General features: G+C 50.1%; 19 protein-coding genes. 6 read left to right on the top strand and 13 right to left on the bottom strand.

Annotated elements, in window-relative coordinates:
- The first annotated feature begins 36 nt into the window (after positions 1-36).
- Positions 37-411, top strand: a complete 375-nt coding sequence (locus H6F68_RS24800) for a hypothetical protein (protein WP_190563164.1) — start codon at positions 37-39, stop codon at positions 409-411.
- Positions 412-430: 19 nt separating this feature from the next.
- Here H6F68_RS24800 and H6F68_RS24795 read toward each other — a convergent pair whose 3' ends face one another.
- The 3 genes from H6F68_RS24795 to purS all read right to left on the bottom strand — a co-directional run bounded on the left by H6F68_RS24795 (position 431) and on the right by purS (position 2,258).
- A complete protein-coding gene (locus tag H6F68_RS24795) occupies positions 431-1,111 on the bottom strand; it encodes a TVP38/TMEM64 family protein (protein ID WP_190433525.1) in 681 nt (226 codons plus the stop codon).
- A 167-nt stretch (positions 1,112-1,278) separates the two neighbouring features.
- A complete protein-coding gene (gene purQ / locus H6F68_RS24790; RefSeq protein ID WP_190563162.1) occupies positions 1,279-1,977 on the bottom strand; it encodes a phosphoribosylformylglycinamidine synthase subunit PurQ in 699 nt (232 codons plus the stop codon).
- On the bottom strand, positions 1,974-2,258 hold the full coding sequence (gene purS / locus H6F68_RS24785) for a phosphoribosylformylglycinamidine synthase subunit PurS (protein WP_190433521.1): 285 nt from the start codon (positions 2,256-2,258) through the stop codon (positions 1,974-1,976). Before purS ends, purQ begins: the two co-directional genes overlap by 4 nt.
- Before the next feature lie 158 nt (positions 2,259-2,416).
- Here purS and H6F68_RS24780 point away from each other — a divergent pair, with 158 nt between their 5' ends.
- On the top strand, positions 2,417-2,824 hold the full coding sequence (locus H6F68_RS24780; protein WP_190563160.1) for a Fur family transcriptional regulator: 408 nt from the start codon (positions 2,417-2,419) through the stop codon (positions 2,822-2,824).
- Positions 2,825-2,884: 60 nt separating this feature from the next.
- Here the strand turns inward: H6F68_RS24780 and H6F68_RS24775 are convergent, their stop codons facing one another.
- Together H6F68_RS24775 and H6F68_RS24770 are read right to left on the bottom strand one after the other, a co-directional pair.
- Positions 2,885-3,889, bottom strand: a complete 1,005-nt coding sequence (locus H6F68_RS24775) for an SPFH domain-containing protein (protein ID WP_190554927.1) — start codon at positions 3,887-3,889, stop codon at positions 2,885-2,887.
- Positions 3,890-3,942: 53 nt separating this feature from the next.
- Complete coding sequence (locus H6F68_RS24770) at positions 3,943-4,374, bottom strand: NfeD family protein (protein WP_190563158.1); 432 nt, start codon at positions 4,372-4,374, stop codon at positions 3,943-3,945.
- Positions 4,375-4,712: 338 nt separating this feature from the next.
- On the opposite strand from H6F68_RS24770, the gene H6F68_RS24765 reads away from it, so the two are divergent.
- Together H6F68_RS24765 and H6F68_RS24760 are read left to right on the top strand one after the other, a co-directional pair.
- The gene (locus tag H6F68_RS24765) at positions 4,713-6,710 is read left to right on the top strand and encodes a PP2C family serine/threonine-protein phosphatase (RefSeq protein WP_190563156.1); all 1,998 of its coding nucleotides are present in this window, start codon (positions 4,713-4,715) and stop codon (positions 6,708-6,710) included.
- A 105-nt stretch (positions 6,711-6,815) separates the two neighbouring features.
- Positions 6,816-7,040 carry a ferredoxin-thioredoxin reductase variable chain gene (locus tag H6F68_RS24760; protein WP_190433512.1) on the top strand — a complete coding sequence of 75 codons (225 nt, stop codon included), beginning with the start codon at positions 6,816-6,818 and terminating at the stop codon, positions 7,038-7,040.
- 234 nt (positions 7,041-7,274) lie between these two features.
- Here H6F68_RS24760 and H6F68_RS24755 read toward each other — a convergent pair whose 3' ends face one another.
- Positions 7,275-7,499: a hypothetical protein gene (locus tag H6F68_RS24755; protein WP_190433510.1), complete on the bottom strand. Its 225-nt coding sequence runs from the start codon at positions 7,497-7,499 to the stop codon at positions 7,275-7,277.
- Positions 7,500-7,811: 312 nt separating this feature from the next.
- Here H6F68_RS24755 and H6F68_RS24750 point away from each other — a divergent pair, with 312 nt between their 5' ends.
- Positions 7,812-8,834 (top strand): CHAD domain-containing protein, encoded by a 1,023-nt coding sequence (locus tag H6F68_RS24750; protein ID WP_190563154.1) that lies wholly within the window; start codon positions 7,812-7,814, stop codon positions 8,832-8,834.
- A gap of 12 nt (positions 8,835-8,846) precedes the next feature.
- On the opposite strand, the gene H6F68_RS24745 is transcribed toward H6F68_RS24750, so the two are convergent.
- From H6F68_RS24745 to H6F68_RS24720, 6 genes are all read right to left on the bottom strand, one after another.
- Positions 8,847-9,638, bottom strand: coding sequence for a YdcF family protein (locus H6F68_RS24745; RefSeq protein WP_190563151.1), 792 nt, complete (start codon positions 9,636-9,638; stop codon positions 8,847-8,849).
- Between the two features lie 84 nt (positions 9,639-9,722).
- A complete protein-coding gene (locus H6F68_RS24740; protein ID WP_190563149.1) occupies positions 9,723-10,838 on the bottom strand; it encodes an AI-2E family transporter in 1,116 nt (371 codons plus the stop codon).
- A 10-nt stretch (positions 10,839-10,848) separates the two neighbouring features.
- The gene (locus tag H6F68_RS24735; RefSeq protein WP_190563147.1) at positions 10,849-11,175 is read right to left on the bottom strand and encodes a hypothetical protein; all 327 of its coding nucleotides are present in this window, start codon (positions 11,173-11,175) and stop codon (positions 10,849-10,851) included.
- Positions 11,176-11,211: 36 nt separating this feature from the next.
- Positions 11,212-12,735: an AAA family ATPase gene (locus H6F68_RS24730; RefSeq protein ID WP_190563145.1), complete on the bottom strand. Its 1,524-nt coding sequence runs from the start codon at positions 12,733-12,735 to the stop codon at positions 11,212-11,214.
- Positions 12,736-12,857: 122 nt separating this feature from the next.
- Complete coding sequence (locus tag H6F68_RS24725; protein WP_190554920.1) at positions 12,858-13,472, bottom strand: 50S ribosomal protein L25/general stress protein Ctc; 615 nt, start codon at positions 13,470-13,472, stop codon at positions 12,858-12,860.
- A gap of 119 nt (positions 13,473-13,591) precedes the next feature.
- Positions 13,592-14,932 carry an adenylosuccinate synthase gene (locus H6F68_RS24720; RefSeq protein WP_190433497.1) on the bottom strand — a complete coding sequence of 447 codons (1,341 nt, stop codon included), beginning with the start codon at positions 14,930-14,932 and terminating at the stop codon, positions 13,592-13,594.
- Positions 14,933-15,209: 277 nt separating this feature from the next.
- Between H6F68_RS24720 and H6F68_RS24715 the strand changes: the two genes are divergently transcribed.
- Positions 15,210-16,262, top strand: a complete 1,053-nt coding sequence (locus H6F68_RS24715; RefSeq protein ID WP_190563143.1) for an adenosine deaminase — start codon at positions 15,210-15,212, stop codon at positions 16,260-16,262.
- 190 nt (positions 16,263-16,452) lie between these two features.
- Here H6F68_RS24715 and psb27 read toward each other — a convergent pair whose 3' ends face one another.
- Complete coding sequence (gene psb27, locus H6F68_RS24710; protein ID WP_190563141.1) at positions 16,453-16,845, bottom strand: photosystem II protein Psb27; 393 nt, start codon at positions 16,843-16,845, stop codon at positions 16,453-16,455.

The raw sequence follows: 16,845 nt of genomic DNA, 5'->3' as shown, positions 1-16,845 counted from the left end.
AATCGATAGCATCTAGACTCTCACTGTTCATTCTTCATGCTTGACGCTTTCCACTCTCTATCTGAATTTTCCCGGACCCACTGCATCGCCATTTGTGCGTTTTTGGTGCCAGCTAATTTACTAGCCACCATGTTGACTCTGGGACTCACGGCCTTGCGTCGTCCAATGGTGCAAATTCAACGAGCCGTGGGCTTAGCCAGTTGCTTCGCCCTAATAATGGTGCTGCATGTCTTAACCTGGTTGGCCGTTGGTATCGTGATGCCTCCCACCTATATTCTGTTTTGGTTGGCTAGCACTTGCCTGTTGATTAATATCTGGGCGATCGCGTATCCTGCCAGCCTTAATCGCATTCTGGATGTGCTGCTCGCTTGGTTCAAGCGGAGACAGCCAGAACTTCACCAACCTGAATAGCTACCTCTGCCGCAGGCTTCTAGGCAGCATCTTCAGCTTGGGCCAAGGCTCGCTTGGCGACTCGCGTCGTGTAAATCGCAGTGGCTACTGTGGCCAACAGTCCACTAAGTTGCAGCAACAGATTTTGCGGCGAACCCTCTCGACCCATCATCCTGAAGCCAAAAGAGCCGAGGTAAACGTAGAAGGCGATTACGGGTAACATCCCGATCCAAGTAAAGATGAAATAGTCTCTAAATTTGACCTTGGTACAACTGAAGCCGTAGTTGAGCACACTCGAAGGCAGCACTGGTGACAGGCGAGTCAGTAGGATGATTTTCCAGCCCTTACGAGCGATCGCTTTGTCAATCTCGAGAAACTTGGGATTTTTAGCGAGCCATTTCTTTATCTGTTTGCGAGCAATGGTTTTACCCACGACATAACAAGCCGTCGCCCCCAAAATATCTGCGATTGAGGCGTAAAGTACTCCTTTACTAAACCCGAACAAAGTACCGGAACCGAGCATCAGCAAGGCATTAGGTAACCCCGCCAGGGTCATGAGGACATAAACAGCAATAAACATCGGAATAGACCACGGTCCTAAAGTCCGCAGCCAGCTCCTCAAATTGATAAACCAGCCCTTAAGAAAGAGCACGCTAATTAAAGTAATTACAGCGATCGTAGCCACGAATAACCAAAACCTTTTACGCCGCAACAATCGCATAATCGTATCCAGAGACCTCGGTGATTTGAAAGCCTTAGGATACGAGACCCTGACCATCGCTCGCATCTCACTACGGGTATGGAACTAGTAAGTGGTTACCACTACTTGTTGCCAATCCAGGCTACCAAGACAGTCGAGCGATCGCGCCAGCAATTTGATTGAGTCGGTTAAGCGATCGCAGCGACAGCAGACAACAAACCGTGGAACAATTTCATGCCGTCAGTATTGCCCAAAATGGGTTCAGCGGCTCGCTCTGGGTGGGGCATCATGCCTAAAACGTTGCCCCGATGATTACAAATGCCAGCGATATTGTTGAGGGAGCCGTTGGGGTTACTGCCATTTTCAGCCTCTCCCGCCGCTGTGCAGTAACGGAAAAGCACCTGCCCATTGGCTTCAAGCTCAGCCAAGGTGTCGGGGTCAGCATAGTAGCTGCCTTCACCGTGAGCGATTGGTAGGGTAATCACCTCTCCTGCCTGATAGTCCTGCGTCCAAGGCAAATCATTGCGCTCCACCTTAACGGGGACGCGATCGCAGACAAAGTGTAGATCACGGTTACGGACCAAAGCTCCAGGCAGCAGTCCTGCTTCCGTCAACACCTGGAAGCCATTGCAAATACCCAAAACTAGCTTGCCTTGCTCAGCATGCTTGATCGTAGCTTGCATGACGGGAGAAAAGCGAGCGATCGCCCCGCAGCGGAGGTAATCGCCGTAGCTAAAACCACCGGGAACTACTACCACATCTAAATCGGAAATGTCGCTTTCCTCATGCCAAACCATGCGCGTTGGCTGCTGAAGTAAGCCTTCGGTAACGGTGGCAACGTCGCGATCGCAATTCGAGCCAGGAAATACAACAACGCCAAACTTCATGCGGTTACCCCTGAGTTGAGGGTGGCTGATTCGGTGAGTTCGAAGCGATAGTTCTCAATCACCGGGTTCGCTAAAAGTTGATCGCACACTCGATCCAACTGCTGTCGAGCTGCGGTTTCATCTGCTGCCGTCAGGGTCAGTTCCACATATTTGCCGATTCGGACTTGCTCCACATTGTCGTAGCCCATGTGTTGCAATCCAGATTGCACTGCCGTCCCGGCTGGATCTAGTACGGAGGGACGGAGAGTAACATAGATTCGAGCCTGATACTTTCGAGTCACAGCAGCGCCTTAACTAAAAGAGTGAATAGACGGTTTGTACACCACAGCCTTCCTATTCTAAGGCTGCGATTTCCCATTTGTGCAGTCTATATGGTTTAGCTTGAAGGAAAGGACAAACTGCGTCCCTACCCAACATAACGCTTGAGAATTGTTTGTATATGAAAGCTCAACGCACCCGCAGCCAGGAGCGTATTTTAGCCCTATTGAAGACCCTAAATCGAGCCGTTTCTGCCCAAGATCTCTACGTGGAATTGCGGAGTCAAAGTCAGAGCATGGGGCTTGCTACGGTCTATCGCTCCCTAGACGCTTTGAAATTAGAGGGTGTGATACAGGTACGCACGTTAGCCAGTGGTGAATCGTTGTATAGCTGTTTGCAGCAAGATAAGCACCACCTCACCTGCTTACAATGTGGTGCCTCAATTCCCATTCATGAATGTCCAGTACACGAGCTAGAGACGCAGCTCCAACAATCACATCAGTTCAAGATCTACTACCATACCCTGGAGTTTTTTGGCCTCTGCGATCCCTGCCAAGCGGCTCACAGTGCTAGCGGGGTGGTTAGTTAGCTTCGCAAGTAGTGCTCTAAGCAGTGTTTTAGCCAGCGATCGCAGAGGTGCTACTTGAGGTTAAGAAAGCCCTAGATTAGCAGCAGGATCAAGCTTGGAGTTGTGGTTGTTAGCGTGAGTGCTGCCATCTCCCACGATCGATCGCATCCCTTCTAAGGTGGCAGGAATGCTGCGGGGGTCCATAAACATCACCTTGCTGCTGCCGCTGCTGCCAATAGTGGTGCCCATTTCTAGATAGTGTTGCGCTAGTAAAAATTGCAGCGCTTCGTGAGCATCGGGGTCAGTTTTAAGGGTTTTGGCCACAATCTGAAGTGCTTCGGCAGTGGCTTGAGCCTTGAGCACTTGCTGTTGCCGCTCCGCTTGGGCTCTGAGGATAATGCTTTTTTGTTGAGCTTCGGCTTCTAAGATGACTGCTTTTTGTCTGGCTTCCGCATCCAACACTTGAGCTTCTGCCTTACCTCTGGCAGAGTTGACGGCTGATTCTCTTTCGCCTTCTGATGTCAGGATAGAGGCGCGTTTCCGTCGCTCTGCAGACATTTGCAATTCCATCGATTCCTGCACCGCTTTGGAAGGCACGATGTCTCGCAACTCTACCCGAGTGACCTTTACACCCCACGGGTCAGTAGCAATGTCTAGCTCCCGGAGCAGCAGCTCACTAATTTGCGATCGCGCCGTGAAGGTGTCGTCGAGTTCCAGCTTGCCCATTTCGGCCCGGATCTGGGTCAGCACCATGTTTACCATTGCCGACTTGAGGTTCTCCACCTTGTACCAGGCCCGCTCCATGTCGATAATGCGCCAGTAGACTACGGCGTCCACGGTGATGGATACGTTGTCACGGGTAATGCATTGTTGGGGAGGAATGTCTAAAACCTTTTCGCGGATGGTTTCTTTGAACACCACGCGATCCAAACCAGGAAAGACGAAATTTGGACCTGGTTTGAGTTTTTTGCCGTTGTAGCGTCCCAGGGTTTCAACGAGCGCTTCATTCCCTTGGCTCAGAATTCTGACGCCGGAAAGCCCCACACCCCCTAGGGCGAGAACGAGCATTAAGATAAATTGGTTCATTTTGGATTCTCCTGAAGCTTGAAAAAGCAAATCAACCGAATGCAGATTCGGCTCTAGTGATGCAGTAAGTTTTCTGGCATGACCAGCAGAGTCGTGCTTTTACGACCGACTACACAGACTTTTTGCTGAGGCGCGATCGCCAGCGTTTCATCATCACACTGGGCCTGCCAGGAATTGCCTTCGTAGAGCACCCGACCCGTTTTTCCGGGCAAAATCTCGGTTAAAGTTTCTGCCTCTGTGGCATCTGCGATCGCTGAGGCCTTCTGCTTGGGTACCCAACGTTGCACCAAAACTACCAGCGCTACCGAAATGGCCATCCAGAGGATAATTTGCCAACTAAGCTGCGGCAAAACTAATGAAATCAGGGCGACGATAAACGCACTCACACCCATCATTGAGGCGACAAATGCCGTCGGTAACAATAGCTCTACTAAACAAAATCCGACTCCTGCCAGCAACCAAATCACTGTAGGACCGAAAGGCATACCCATATCCTGTGCAGCGCGATAAAGATAGATTCAATTCCACTGATCCCAATTCCAGCTTGGTTGCCGCGATCGCAAATGTCTGGTAGCCCCTAACCCTGCTATGATTGCTGTCTTGTAACTTCAACCTCGGATTCCGCCGCATTAATTGTGCTGGTTGGGGTTGAGTGGGGCTGGCGAAACCCGCTCCACTCAACCCTGAAAATCTAATTTGGTGAAGTACTAGGCTTAGATAATGATGGGGTAGGCTGGTGGGATTAGTGTTGTCACAACCAATCTATCCCAACCTTTTAGGCCTCTAGCCCTTTGATCCACTTAGCTTTAGGGTGTGCGAACGCATGAGCAATTCTGAGCTAAAAATTTCTTGCCCTAACCTAGCCTGTGCTAATCCACAGAATTCGCTAGGCCAGAAGCTTTGTGCCCATTGTGAAACACCGCTCATCTATCGCTACCTCTGGGCCAGTGGCAGCAGCGCGACTCAGCGATCGCCACAGGAGTTGGTTCTAGGCAGATACTACGTTTTGACCCCACAGATTTGGCTAGACACCCAACCTGGATTGCTGCCCCACCTTCCTCCTGCTTGGCCAGATGACTTACTCGCTTATCTGCATCTCTATCCTCAACGGTTGCATGTGCCAGAGTTGTACGGGTTCGCTTCCAGCCGAGAAGAAGCAACCCAGTGGGATATTGCACTGCTGGACAACGCCGCCATCGACTCAGGCGGGAGCTTACACCCCTCAATGGCCGAAGTCTGGCCGCAAACCACCTCCCTGCGCCAAGTCTATTGGCTGTGGCAATTGCTGCAATTGTGGCAACCGTTAGCTGAGCAAGGCGTGGCCTCCAGTTTAATGATTCCAGAAAACTTGCGAGTAGAAGGCTGGCGCGTCCGCCTGCGCGAGTTGTATGCCGACCAACCTGAATCAGATGCCCAACCGCGATCGCTCCTCAGCCGCAAGTTGCCTCAGCCTCCCACCCTAGAAGAATTTGGCGAATTTCTCTTTGCCTGGGCTTCCGAAGCTCAAGTGGTCGTGGCTCAACCGCTGCAAACCGTCTTGCACCCGTTACGTACAGCGGAAGCCTCGCTTGCCAGTGTGGTCACGCAACTCAACCAGTTATTGCTAGAACAATCTTCTCAATTGCCGCTCCAGCTCAAGTTACTCGGCGAGTCGGATACAGGCAAGCAGCGATCGCTGAATGAAGATGCTTACTTCCCCACGGTACCCGACTTGCGAGAAGGCCAAGCCCGTCCCAAAGAGAAATTAGTGCCCCACCTGGCGATCGTTTGTGATGGCATTGGTGGACATGAAGGCGGGGAAGTGGCGAGTCAGTTGGCAGTGCGATCGCTCAAGCTCCAAATTCGCGCCTTTTTAACAGAGGTAGAAGAACAGGAAGAACTGCTGTCACCAGAGCTGATCATGGAACAGCTAGAAGCAGCCATTCGCGTCGTGAATAACTTGATTTGCGCTCAAAACGACACCCAAGGGCGAGAATCGCGACAGCGCATGGGCACAACCCTAGTCATGGCGCTTCAGTTGCCGCAGCGAGTCAAACTGACTACAGGTGCAACTGCTGATAATGCCCATGAGCTATACATCGCCAATGTCGGAGATAGCCGTGCTTACTGGATCACCCCTCACTACTGCCATCTGTTGACCTTGGACGATGACGTAGCCACCAGAGAAGTTCGGTTGGGCCGTAGTTTACATCGCGAAGCGCTACACAGACCTGATGCAGGCGGATTAACACAAGCCCTAGGCACCAGAGATGCCGAATTTCTTCGACCCACTGTGCAGCGCTTCATTGTCGAAGAAGATGGATTGCTTTTGCTCTGCTCCGATGGCCTCAGCGATAACGGCTTGATTGAGCGAGCTTGGCTTGATTACGCCGAACCTGTGCTGCGAGGTAAATTGTCTCTGTCAGCCGCAGTTCAAGCCTTGATCGATTTAGCCAACCAACACAACGGCTACGACAACACCTCTGTTGTGTTAATGCACTGTCGAGTCTCCTCTGACTTCCAGCTCAACTGGTTTGATCCCAAACGAGCGACCAATGCAACGAGTGGTTGGCCCGCAGATATGTCCGAAGCCTCCAAAGCGTTGCTCTATGGCGAATCAGATGAAGCCGAAACCCCCGCCACTGCTGCTCCGGTCAGTACAGTAACTCGCAAACGCAACCGCTTTGTCGTCGTCCTCAGCTTATTAATCTTGTTAGCTGGTGGCGGTACCGCTGGTTTAATTGCTTGGTCACAACTCAACCCGCAAGGCTTCCAGCAATTGCGCCAACGTTTACCCAACCCCCTCAACCAAGCTTTACCCCCCGGTTCCCCGACTAATTGATAGGAAAGTGCCACTCTTATGTGAAGATAAAAAGGTTGTCTGCAAGCGCTATCTACGGTTAAGCGCTGCATTGGTTCAGGTTGTTGAAGAGGAAACACGAGGATTATGAAAGTTGGCGATCGCGTTCGCGTCAAAGAATCCGTCATTGTGTACCATCATCCTGACCATCGCAATCAAGCATTTGATATCAAAGGTCAGGAAGGCGAAGTAGTAGCTGTCGTCAAGGAGTGGCAGGGCCGACCCGTCAGTGCCAACTTACCCATCCAAGTCAAATTTGACAAAAAATTCCGCGCTCACCTGCAAGAAGTAGAACTAGAAGTAACCGCATAGTTCTGTTCCCAGGAGAAAGCCTCCTACGCCAGCTCAAGCTCAGAGATAAAACTCATCACTTGCTAACCCCTGATTGATTTCTCATTGCTAGAAACATCAGGGGTCTTTGCTTTTTACCTTCTCCACCAAAAAATTTTACAAAACCTTCTGGACGGAGGCTGGGGACGCAACTCTCTCAGCGGGGGTTTGGGGGCAGGTGCCCCCAAGCTATCGGTTCTAACAGGAGGCTGGATACTAGCGATCGCGCCGACTAAACCAGCCAAAAATATTCACATCTCCCCGCATCTTCTCAAACTCGCGGCGGTGAGCAGCAGCCGTTTGTTCGTACCATTCGTAATACTCCTCCAACGCCTCTCGATGTTGTGCTTCCCGATAAAACTCATGGGTGGCTTGATAGACCGCAAAGAATTCAGTGTCCGGTGGAGGAGCTGGGACGACCCAATGTAAAGGCTGAGACATCTAAATAACTAACTCTAGAAGTTTTAATTTACTTTGAATAAATAATTTGTTAACTTTATCTGAAATTTCTGATAGAGATAAAACCATACTTTTATAGTTTAACCACCCCAGCCCTAGACGACAGGCTCGCTGAGAAAAGCGCTCGTTTACCAAACCCTCCTCCAATACGCGTATTGGCAGACAAAGTTTCAAACTAACTATCTTAGGGCTGAGCAATTACCTGGCTGAAATCAACAAAATGGTAGTCAAAGGTTAACAAAAATTCGATAAGATTTTTCATTCTGATAATTCTTTGAGTTGTAACGAAGCGATATGAAAATCCAGACACCCGTCAGAGCAGCGACCTTGGGAGAATATGCTCATCAAGCCATTCAGCAGCACTTCAAAAAATCTGTAAAGCCCGAAGCAGCAGTACTGCAAGACTCAGAACCAGAGCATTTACATCAAATGCGAGTTGGCATGCGCCGTCTCCGGACTGCCCTACAAGTGTTTGGCCCTGCCTTAGATTTACCCAAGGCAGCTAATATTCCTCAAATTAGTAAAATCGCCAAGAAATTAGGAGCAGTACGAGATTTAGATGTTCTGCAACCAGAGTTAAAAAATCGTTACTATCCCTCACTTAAAAAAGCAGAGCAAAAAGAGTTAGATGCCGTTTTTAGAAAACTACAAAAGCGGCGATCGCACCACTTCGCTGAACTAGAAAAAACCTTACATCGCGGCCACTACCAAAAGTTCAAGAAAGCCTTTTCCCGTTGGGTTAAACACCCCGAGTATCAAGCGATCGCTGAGCAACCTATTCTCAAAGTGCTGCCTGATTTATTACTGCCGCTAATCAGTCAACTGCTGCTGCATCCCGGTTGGCTAGTCGGAGCGAATCTAGCTCAAAATCAATCCTCATCAAAGTCAGATACCAAAGTCATTCAAGCGTTATTGGCAGACCAAGAAACGCAACTGCATGACCTGCGTAAGCAGCTGAAGCGAGTACGCTATCAAACGGAATTCTTCACCGACTTCTATGATCCTGCCTATGCCGCTCAAGTCGAAGACTTTAAGAATATTCAGGAAGTGCTAGGTCAGATTCAAGATTATTCAGTGTTGAGCGAGTTTTTGAGTGCTGAGTTAGAGTCAGACTTAGCCACAGCGCTACCGAGTTTAGATGAGCAAATTCAACAACGAAAACTGCAACTGTGGCAAAGTTGGCAACCCATTCAACAGCGCTACCTCGCTCCTGAATTCCGCAATACGCTGCGGCTGCAAGTAATGTGTCCTGTAGTATCTGACATCAGTTCTACTTCAGAAGTGGTCGTGACTGTAGGGACTAATGGGAGAGGGTAGTTAATTTGTCACCTACAGCCAACCGCGTAGCCGATAAATTGCTAATCCTAAATACTCCTTCAGGACGCGAGAAGATTGTTGTAGCCGATCAGCATCAGGGATGAGATTGAGCAAGAGTGCTTCTGGGCTGCTCTGTAGCTCTTGCATTTCTAGCTCAGTGACCAAGAAGTCAGTGGGTGCAGGAATTGCTTCAATACCTTGACGCTGGAAAATGAGTCGCGATCGCGGCATGTGCATGGCCGAAGTGACGAGCAAAACTCGCTTAATGTCGCGTGATTTTAGAATCTGCTTCACATTAACGGCATTCTCATAGGTATTCAGCGATCGCGGATCTTGCAGAATCGCTGACTCAGGTACGCCCCAACTCTTCACTAATGCCGCCATATCCGCTGATTCCGGAGATCCCCCACCCCGCCAGTTAATCCGCCCGCCACTCAGAATCAAAAGTGGCGCTTTCCCCTCGCGATACAGTTGCGCCCCATAGACCACGCGATCGCCTGCTTCACTCAAATCCACGCCAGGTCTGGGTTTGGCAACAGACTTAGTCGCACCCCCTAGCACCACGATCGCATCTGCTTGAGGCAATTCTGCCGCTGGTAAATTTTGCCACTCCAGCGATCGCACTAACTGATTGGCAACCCAACCATTGCCCCCTAACAACAGAATGGTGAGGGCCAGAGCGATCGCACCAGCCGCAATTCGAGGCCGCTTCCAAAACGTCAACAAGGCCACCACCAACAGCAGACAGCTCAGCCCTAACGGGTAGAGGAATAAAGGCAGCAACTTCGACAGAAATAAAAACATAGGCGATCGATTGAATTGATCAGGGCGAAGTCTTGGACAAGCGACCTTGTAACCCTCCAAAGAACCTCTGCTGAAGGCTTCGCCTTACGAGCGAGGATCTGATTCTGCAGGAGTTAGCTGCATGGGATTGAAATTGGATGGCTCAAGTTCGCGGCCATTATCTTCTGGAACAGGCTGGAAGCTAATATCCAAAAGACTTTTGATCGAGCTGGCAATGGGAACAGCAATCAGGAGACCCAGTAAGCCACCAACTTTCGTGCCAATGACCAAGACAGCAATCACCCAAATGGGGCTTAAACCTGTAAAGCTGCCGATTAATCTTGGGGCGATCGCTTGGTCAATCACTTGATCGACCACCACAGCCACTCCTAACGTTCTGGCACCCAACCAAAAATCATGCGAAGCCACCAAGAGGCCCACCAGCACGAAACTTAGGACATCGCCAAAGGGAATCAAGGTCATAACGCCGATCCCAAGGCCGAATAGCAAGCCAAATTTCAGCCGCAGCGCTAAAAAAGCCAGAGTCATAGCAGTGCCGACGAGGGCCGCAAGCGTAACCTGACCGAGAAAATAGTTTTGAAAGTTTTGTTGGAGCGATCGCTGAATGGGCACCCCAAACCGACTCGGCAAGCGACGAAACAAACCGTTCCAGAGGCGATCGCCATCTAGCAATAAGTAAAACGTCAGCACAGCCGTCAGTAGTACGTCGGAGACGCTGTTGACGGTGTCCAAAGCTAAGGTAAGCAATTCTTCGGCTAGGGCTTGTACCTCATCTGGGAAGCGATCGGTCAACTGAGTGGCCAAATGACTGAAGTCGATGGGCAAATTGCGAGTCTCTAGCCATTGGTTCAAGCGCTCCAGTTTAGTACTGCCTGAATTAATCCAACTCGGCAAAACTCTGATCACTTCGCTCAGTTGCTCTAGCACAATGGGAATCAGCGTCACCCCCACCCCAATCACCACAAGGAGCGCCACGGAGAACGTTAAGAAAACGGCTCGATTGCGTTTCATGCCGCGTTGATGCAAAAAACGCACGGGGTAGTTTAAGACGAAAGCTAACAAAACACCGAGGCCAACTACGGTCACGAGTGGCTCAAAATACTCAAATACCTGAAGGGCAACCCAAGCATTAAGCACAATTAGCGGAAAAGGCAAGCCCCAGGCTAACCATCGCTGTACTTTATTGGGGGAGTTAGTCATGAGCTTGATTTTACCTTTTGCCAAACGGCCACTTTAATCTGGGGAGACGCCTGCGATGAGTGCCAGTGGCTCGTTGCCATTTTTCAGCGCGGGTCAGGACTCGTTCTGCTTTAGGCTGATTCGCTTGGTTGCCTACGGCATCTGAAGTTGTCGCAGGTTGAGGATCAGCTTTAGCATTCCACCAATCTGTGATCAAGCTAGTGGCAAATCCTCCCATTGAGGCGAGAAGGACACTAAAGACGGCGGAGTAACCCAGGATGAAAAAGCAGAGCAGAAAGAATAAAGACCACTTCAGTCCTACTGCAAATCCGCCTGAAAACCTAGAAGACTTGGCCACCGTCTTTTTCTCCTATCCCTACGGGGATTGCAGAACCTACGTGAGCAAGGATGTTAAGTCTTTCGTGGTGTCTAGGGTGGTCACGAAAGCTTGCTCATCCGCTGTAAAGGGGTCCATCTGCTGTTGAGCGAGTAAATCTGCCGTGGCATCCGCGATGTCATGGGTGCGTTGCTGCAAGCGATCGCGCAACACAGCTTCTGGAGCCGTGCAATAAAGAATTTGCAGCGGCAATTGATGAGCTTGGGCTTGAGCGATCGCCTCAGCTCGTAAAGCTTGGCGATCGTACTTAGCATCCAGAATCACCGGGAAGCCTTGAGCTGCTAGGGTCGTGCCAAGTTTGAGTAGGCGATCGTAGGTTTTCTGGGTCATCTCTGGCGTATACAGATCAGCGCCACCCCGTTGCTGGAGAGGAATGCCACCCAAATGTTTCCGCACCGCATCAGAGCGAATGTGAATACCGCCAATTTCTCCTGCCACTTGGCGCGCCGTAGTACTCTTGCCAGAGCCAGACAACCCAGACATCAAAATCAATCGCCCCTGCTGCGGTTGGGTATACTGCCAAGCTAAACGGTAATAGCGGGCGGCGGTTTCAGCAGCGGCTTGCTTCTCGGCTTCCGGGACAGCCGGATCATCTAGCAAGAACGAAGTGACTTTGGCCCGGACATAAGATTGTCGACTGAGATAGAAAGGTAGAACTTGCAACCCTTCCCAGTCTCCCGTTTGCTCTACATAAGCGTTTAAGAAGATATTGCTTAGGTCGGAGCGATCGCGGGCATCAAGGTCCATGACGATGTAAGCGACATCGAACATGACATCAACAAAGCGAAACGGCTCGTTGAACTCAATGCAGTCGAACAGCAAAATCTTGTCTTGCCACAGGCAAATATTCCGCAAATGCACGTCACCGTGACACTCACGAATCCAGCCGTTCTGAATACGACTGTCGAACAGAGTTTTCTGTTCTGCAAACAAGCGATCGGTGTAGCTGCGAGTTTCGTCGAGTTGCTGCTGAGTCTGCGGCCCGCCTACATAGCCCTGGGTTTGGTCGTAGTTTTCATCGATCGCGACTCGGATCTGGTCTACCTCACCAAAGCTCCGGATATAGTCGCTACTAGCTGCCTTAGCATGAAAACTTGCGAGTTCTTGGGCCAACTCTACCAAACGGGTTGCGGTTAACTCTCCGCGATCGAACAAATTCGTGAATAGCGTTTCTTGGGGAAACTGCCGCATCTTGAGCACATACTCGACCGGAGCGCCGGAGCCACCTAGGGTATAGCGATCGCCACTCTGCGTCAAGGGCAGAATCTCGATATACAGCTCTGCTGCACCGCGTTGATTGAGGCGCAGTTCTTCTTCGCAGAAGTGATGGCGTTTCTCCAGCGTATCGAAGTCTAAAAAGCCAAAGTTAACGGGTTTTTTGGCTTTATAAGCATAGTCACCTGTCAGCAGTACATAGGAAACGTGAGTCTGAATTAGCTGGATCGGCTCTACGACAGGATGGGGATAAAATCCTGGCTCCAGCATCTGTTGAATAAAAGGGGGAAGAGAAGTGTCTGTCATACTCTCTAATATCCAGTAAATTCAGCCCAAAACAACCTACCTAATCAAAAAGCTCCCACAAAAAAGCCAGGTGTAACCCTGGCTCTTATAACTCTGTTTGGCTCGAAACTTGTATTTCAGACTTATGTAGCGGCAGCTGATTCCGTAGTTGTTGCTTCGTCTTGCTCTGCTGCCGCAGTGCTTCTAGGTCCGATGACGATCATGACTACCTGCGCTGGATCTTCTAGCGCAACGGCACCATCAGGCAATTTTAGATCGCTGATATGTACCATATCGCCCACATGAAGCTCGGAAATATCCACTTCAATAAAGTCAGGAATACTTCCAGGAGGGCATTGGATCTGCACTTCCGTTAAAACTGTATCCAGAGAACCTTGCTCCAGCTTGACTCCTGGGGCTTCACCCGTGGGATGGATAGGTACCTGAACGTGAATGCTAGATTGCGACTCAATCGCAAAGAAGCTGAGGTGATAAATTGACGGCTTCCAAGCGTGAGTTTGAACTTCGCGGAGCAACGTCTTGCCACTCCACCCTAAGCTGGGAATGCTCAGCTGCACCAATGTATTGTTCAGAGTGGCTTTATCAACTAAGCTTTCCGCTACTTTGGCATCCAAGGTTAAGGAAATTGACTCTGCCCCTTTATGTCCATACAAAACAGCAGGAGTCTTGCCAGCACGTCGTAGCGCTCCCGGCTTAGTTCCAGACTCCCGTTTTTGACACTCCAGGTTCAGTAGCATAAAAAAAACTGTGCTCCGCTATGGCCCTTCAGGCTAACGCAGAGCACAGTAACTTAAATCCTGCTAACGGCAGGTGTATAGGTGCCCATAAAGTGCAGTCATGCTAGAAAGCGTGTGTTCTAGACCTCAGCAGCAACAGCCGCACCGTTAGCGTAGAGCAAAGCTCGCTTCGGTCCGTGAATGGGGTCTTCCACAATGATGGTTTGGTCGCGACTTGCCCCTAGAGATACGATCGCGATCGGCACTTCCATCAACTCAGCCAAGAATTTCAGGTAGTCTAAGGCTTGCTTCGGCAGATCCTCTAGAGAGCGGCAATCAGCCGTTGATTGCTTCCAGCCAGGGAGGCTCTTGTAGATGGGTTTGCAGTGAGCAAAGCGACGAGCACTACTAGGGAAGTCTTCGCAGCGTTGACCTTCAATCTCGTAGGCGACGCAAACTTTGATTTCGTCCAACTCATCCAGCACGTCTAGCTTAGTGATAGCCAAGCAGTCTAAGCCGTTGATGCGAACGGCGTAGCGACCAATCACGGCATCAAACCAGCCGCAACGCCGCTTCCGACCCGTGGTGGTGCCAAATTCTGCACCGCGATCGCAGAGCAACTCACCCACTTCTCCATCAAGTTCAGTGGGGAAAGGGCCTTCACCGACGCGAGTTGTATAAGCTTTCGCCACCCCAATCACGCGATCGATCATGGTAGGGCCAACGCCAGCGCCGACACAAGCGCCACCCGCTACCGGATTAGAGGAAGTGACGTAAGGATAAGTACCGTGGTCTAGGTCGAGGAGCGTGCCTTGGGCACCTTCAAACAAAATGTTGCGACGGCGTTGAATGGCATCGTAAATCTTGAGTGAGCAATCGACGACATGAGGCCGCAACCGCTCAGCATATTCCAGATACTCAGCAATCACTGCTTCTGGATCGAGCGGTGGCAAGTTATACAGCTTTTCTAAAATGACGTTCTTGTAGTTGATCGCCCAATTCAGCTGCTTCCGGAGGGATTCTGCATTCATCAAATCCATCACCCGGATGCCCGTCCGCTCGGACTTATCAGCATAGGTGGGACCAATTCCACGCCCCGTGGTGCCAATTTTGTGACTGCCGCGCCGCTCTTCCGATGCTTGGTCAATCAAGCGATGGTAAGGCATCGTTACATGGGCAGTTTCGGAGATCAAGAGATTTTTAGTTGAAACATTCAACTTATCGAGCTGATCCAATTCCTCAATCAAGATTTTGGGATCAATAACCGTACCCGATCCAATAATGCATTCTGTGTCGGGATAAAGGATGCCAGAAGGGATCAGATGCAGCTTAAAAGTTTTGTCCTTAACCACCACGGTGTGCCCAGCATTGACACCCCCTTGGTAACGTACAACAACATCTGCTGATTTGCTGAGCAGGTCGGTAATCTTACCTTTTCCTTCGTCGCCCCACTGGGCCCCAATTACAACTACGTTAGCCAAGGGTTTTTCTAGTGCTAGACTTCACACAAATTACGATTATCGGCAACCAACGTAACAAGTGTCAACCTCAAGATAGAAGTTGAAAAATCTGTTGAGAGCCATTTTAGAAACCCTCCGGTCTTCCATAGATTTGTCTATAGTTGAAGAAGGATTTACACAATTTAATGGCAGCTGCTGACTGGGACCAGAGGGGTGCAGTTAGCTGATTTAATCTAACTGTGCTCTTTTTCCTAAGACAGGCAGGCGATTGTCAACTTATTTTTTGAATGAGGTTGCCGTGTCTTTATATGCTGAGCTACACCGTCACTTAGGCGGTTCAGTTGTCCCACGGGTGCTCTGGCGCTACTTTCATCGCAGTCAGTCGGATTTAGCTCAACGCTTTCCAGAGTACCCAGAGTTTGAGGAATTCTACACTCGGCCTCGTAAAACCCTAGATGAGTATCTAGAATTACATACGCTGGTAGAAAATGTCCAGAGTGCCAAGACATTACCTTACTTTATCTACCGCTTGATTCGGGGCGCTTATATCTTTGAGAATCTCGCGTATTTAGAGTTGCGCTATACCCCTTATTTGCGAACGCCGGACCATTTGCCCCAAACTGAGCGGATCGACCAGATGGCTCAAATTGTCGAGATTGTAGGGCAGGCTAGTCAGCTGAGTGAATACCCGATCGTGACGAGCCAGATCTTGTGCATGCACTCCCGCTTACCGTATGCCGTAAACCGAGCCATCGTGGAATTAGCAGCTCAAAATCGCACCTATGTTTGTGGCATTGATTTAGCTGGGGGCGATGCCTATTATGCGGAGCGGCTTGATGAGTTTACGGAGTTGTATGCCTACGCGCGATCGCTGGGACTCAACACTACTGGGCATGTGTACGAAACCACAGATGGCAGTTACCCAGAACTACTACCTTATTTGATGCGGATTGGTCACGGAATTCAGATTCCGCTGCGATATCCAGAACTTTTGCCAGAGTTGGCTCAGCAAAATCAATGCTTGGAAGTCTGTCCGACCACGTATCTCAAGACGGGCACTCTAGAGGACATTCGCCAACTCAAACTAGTGTTCGATCGCTGCTTTGAAGCAGGGGTAGATATTGCTATCTGCACAGATAATGCAGGGTTGCACAATGTTCGCTTGCCGTTCGAGTACGAAAATCTGTTGACCTACGATGTGATTGGTTTTAAGGAACTTCAAGCTTGCCAAGATGCAGCTTTTAAGCATGCCTTTGCTTGGCCCCATCGACAGCGTCCAGCTTCGATCTTGACTGAGGTGCTACGGGAAGACGAGAAGGTTTCTGAGCCTGCTCAAAGCGTCGTCAACTGAAGACTGCCAACTTGGGTTAAACCTGAGAAATCAAAATCGCCCTAGATCCAAAGCCAACTCGGACCTAAGGCGATTTTGTAATAGAAATGAAATGATGCCAAAAATGCGATCGCGCGACGTTAACTAACGGAAGATCTTAAAATCTGCTACGAAAGTTACGATGCCAACTGGGTCTGCTGAAGCTGAAAAATTAAGCACCTCGGTTGAGAGCCGTTTCGACTTGGGTCAACTCCTGCTGCAAGCGGTCTCTAAGCTTTTGCGGTAGCGGGCGATTGGGGTAAGAGCTATAGTGCCCTGCCAGAGCATTCAAAGCAGTTCTCATAGTCGTAAAAGAACTCAGCTTGGTTACAGAGTCATCCCGGCGATACCGTGAGGCGAAGTCATTAATTTTCTGGCGAGCTTCTGTTTGAAGAGGGACACGATTGGGAGCGTCTTGAGGCAATTCAATGGTTTCTCTCAAACTGTTAACGAGCGTAAGAGTATCTTGCCGATAGTTGCCGCTGAGCTGGTCGCCACTGCATCCTGCCAGACCAACCGTAACCACTAGAATCAGAGCTAGCAAACGTGACAGATAGCGTTTCAT

Origin of the sequence: Trichocoleus sp. FACHB-262, from assembly GCF_014696035.1 — a bacterium.
In the GTDB taxonomy this organism is placed as follows: Bacteria; Cyanobacteriota; Cyanobacteriia; order FACHB-46; family FACHB-46; genus Trichocoleus.
The sequence above is the reverse complement of the archived record's forward strand: the minus strand, read 5'-3'. Positions and strand labels throughout refer to the sequence as shown.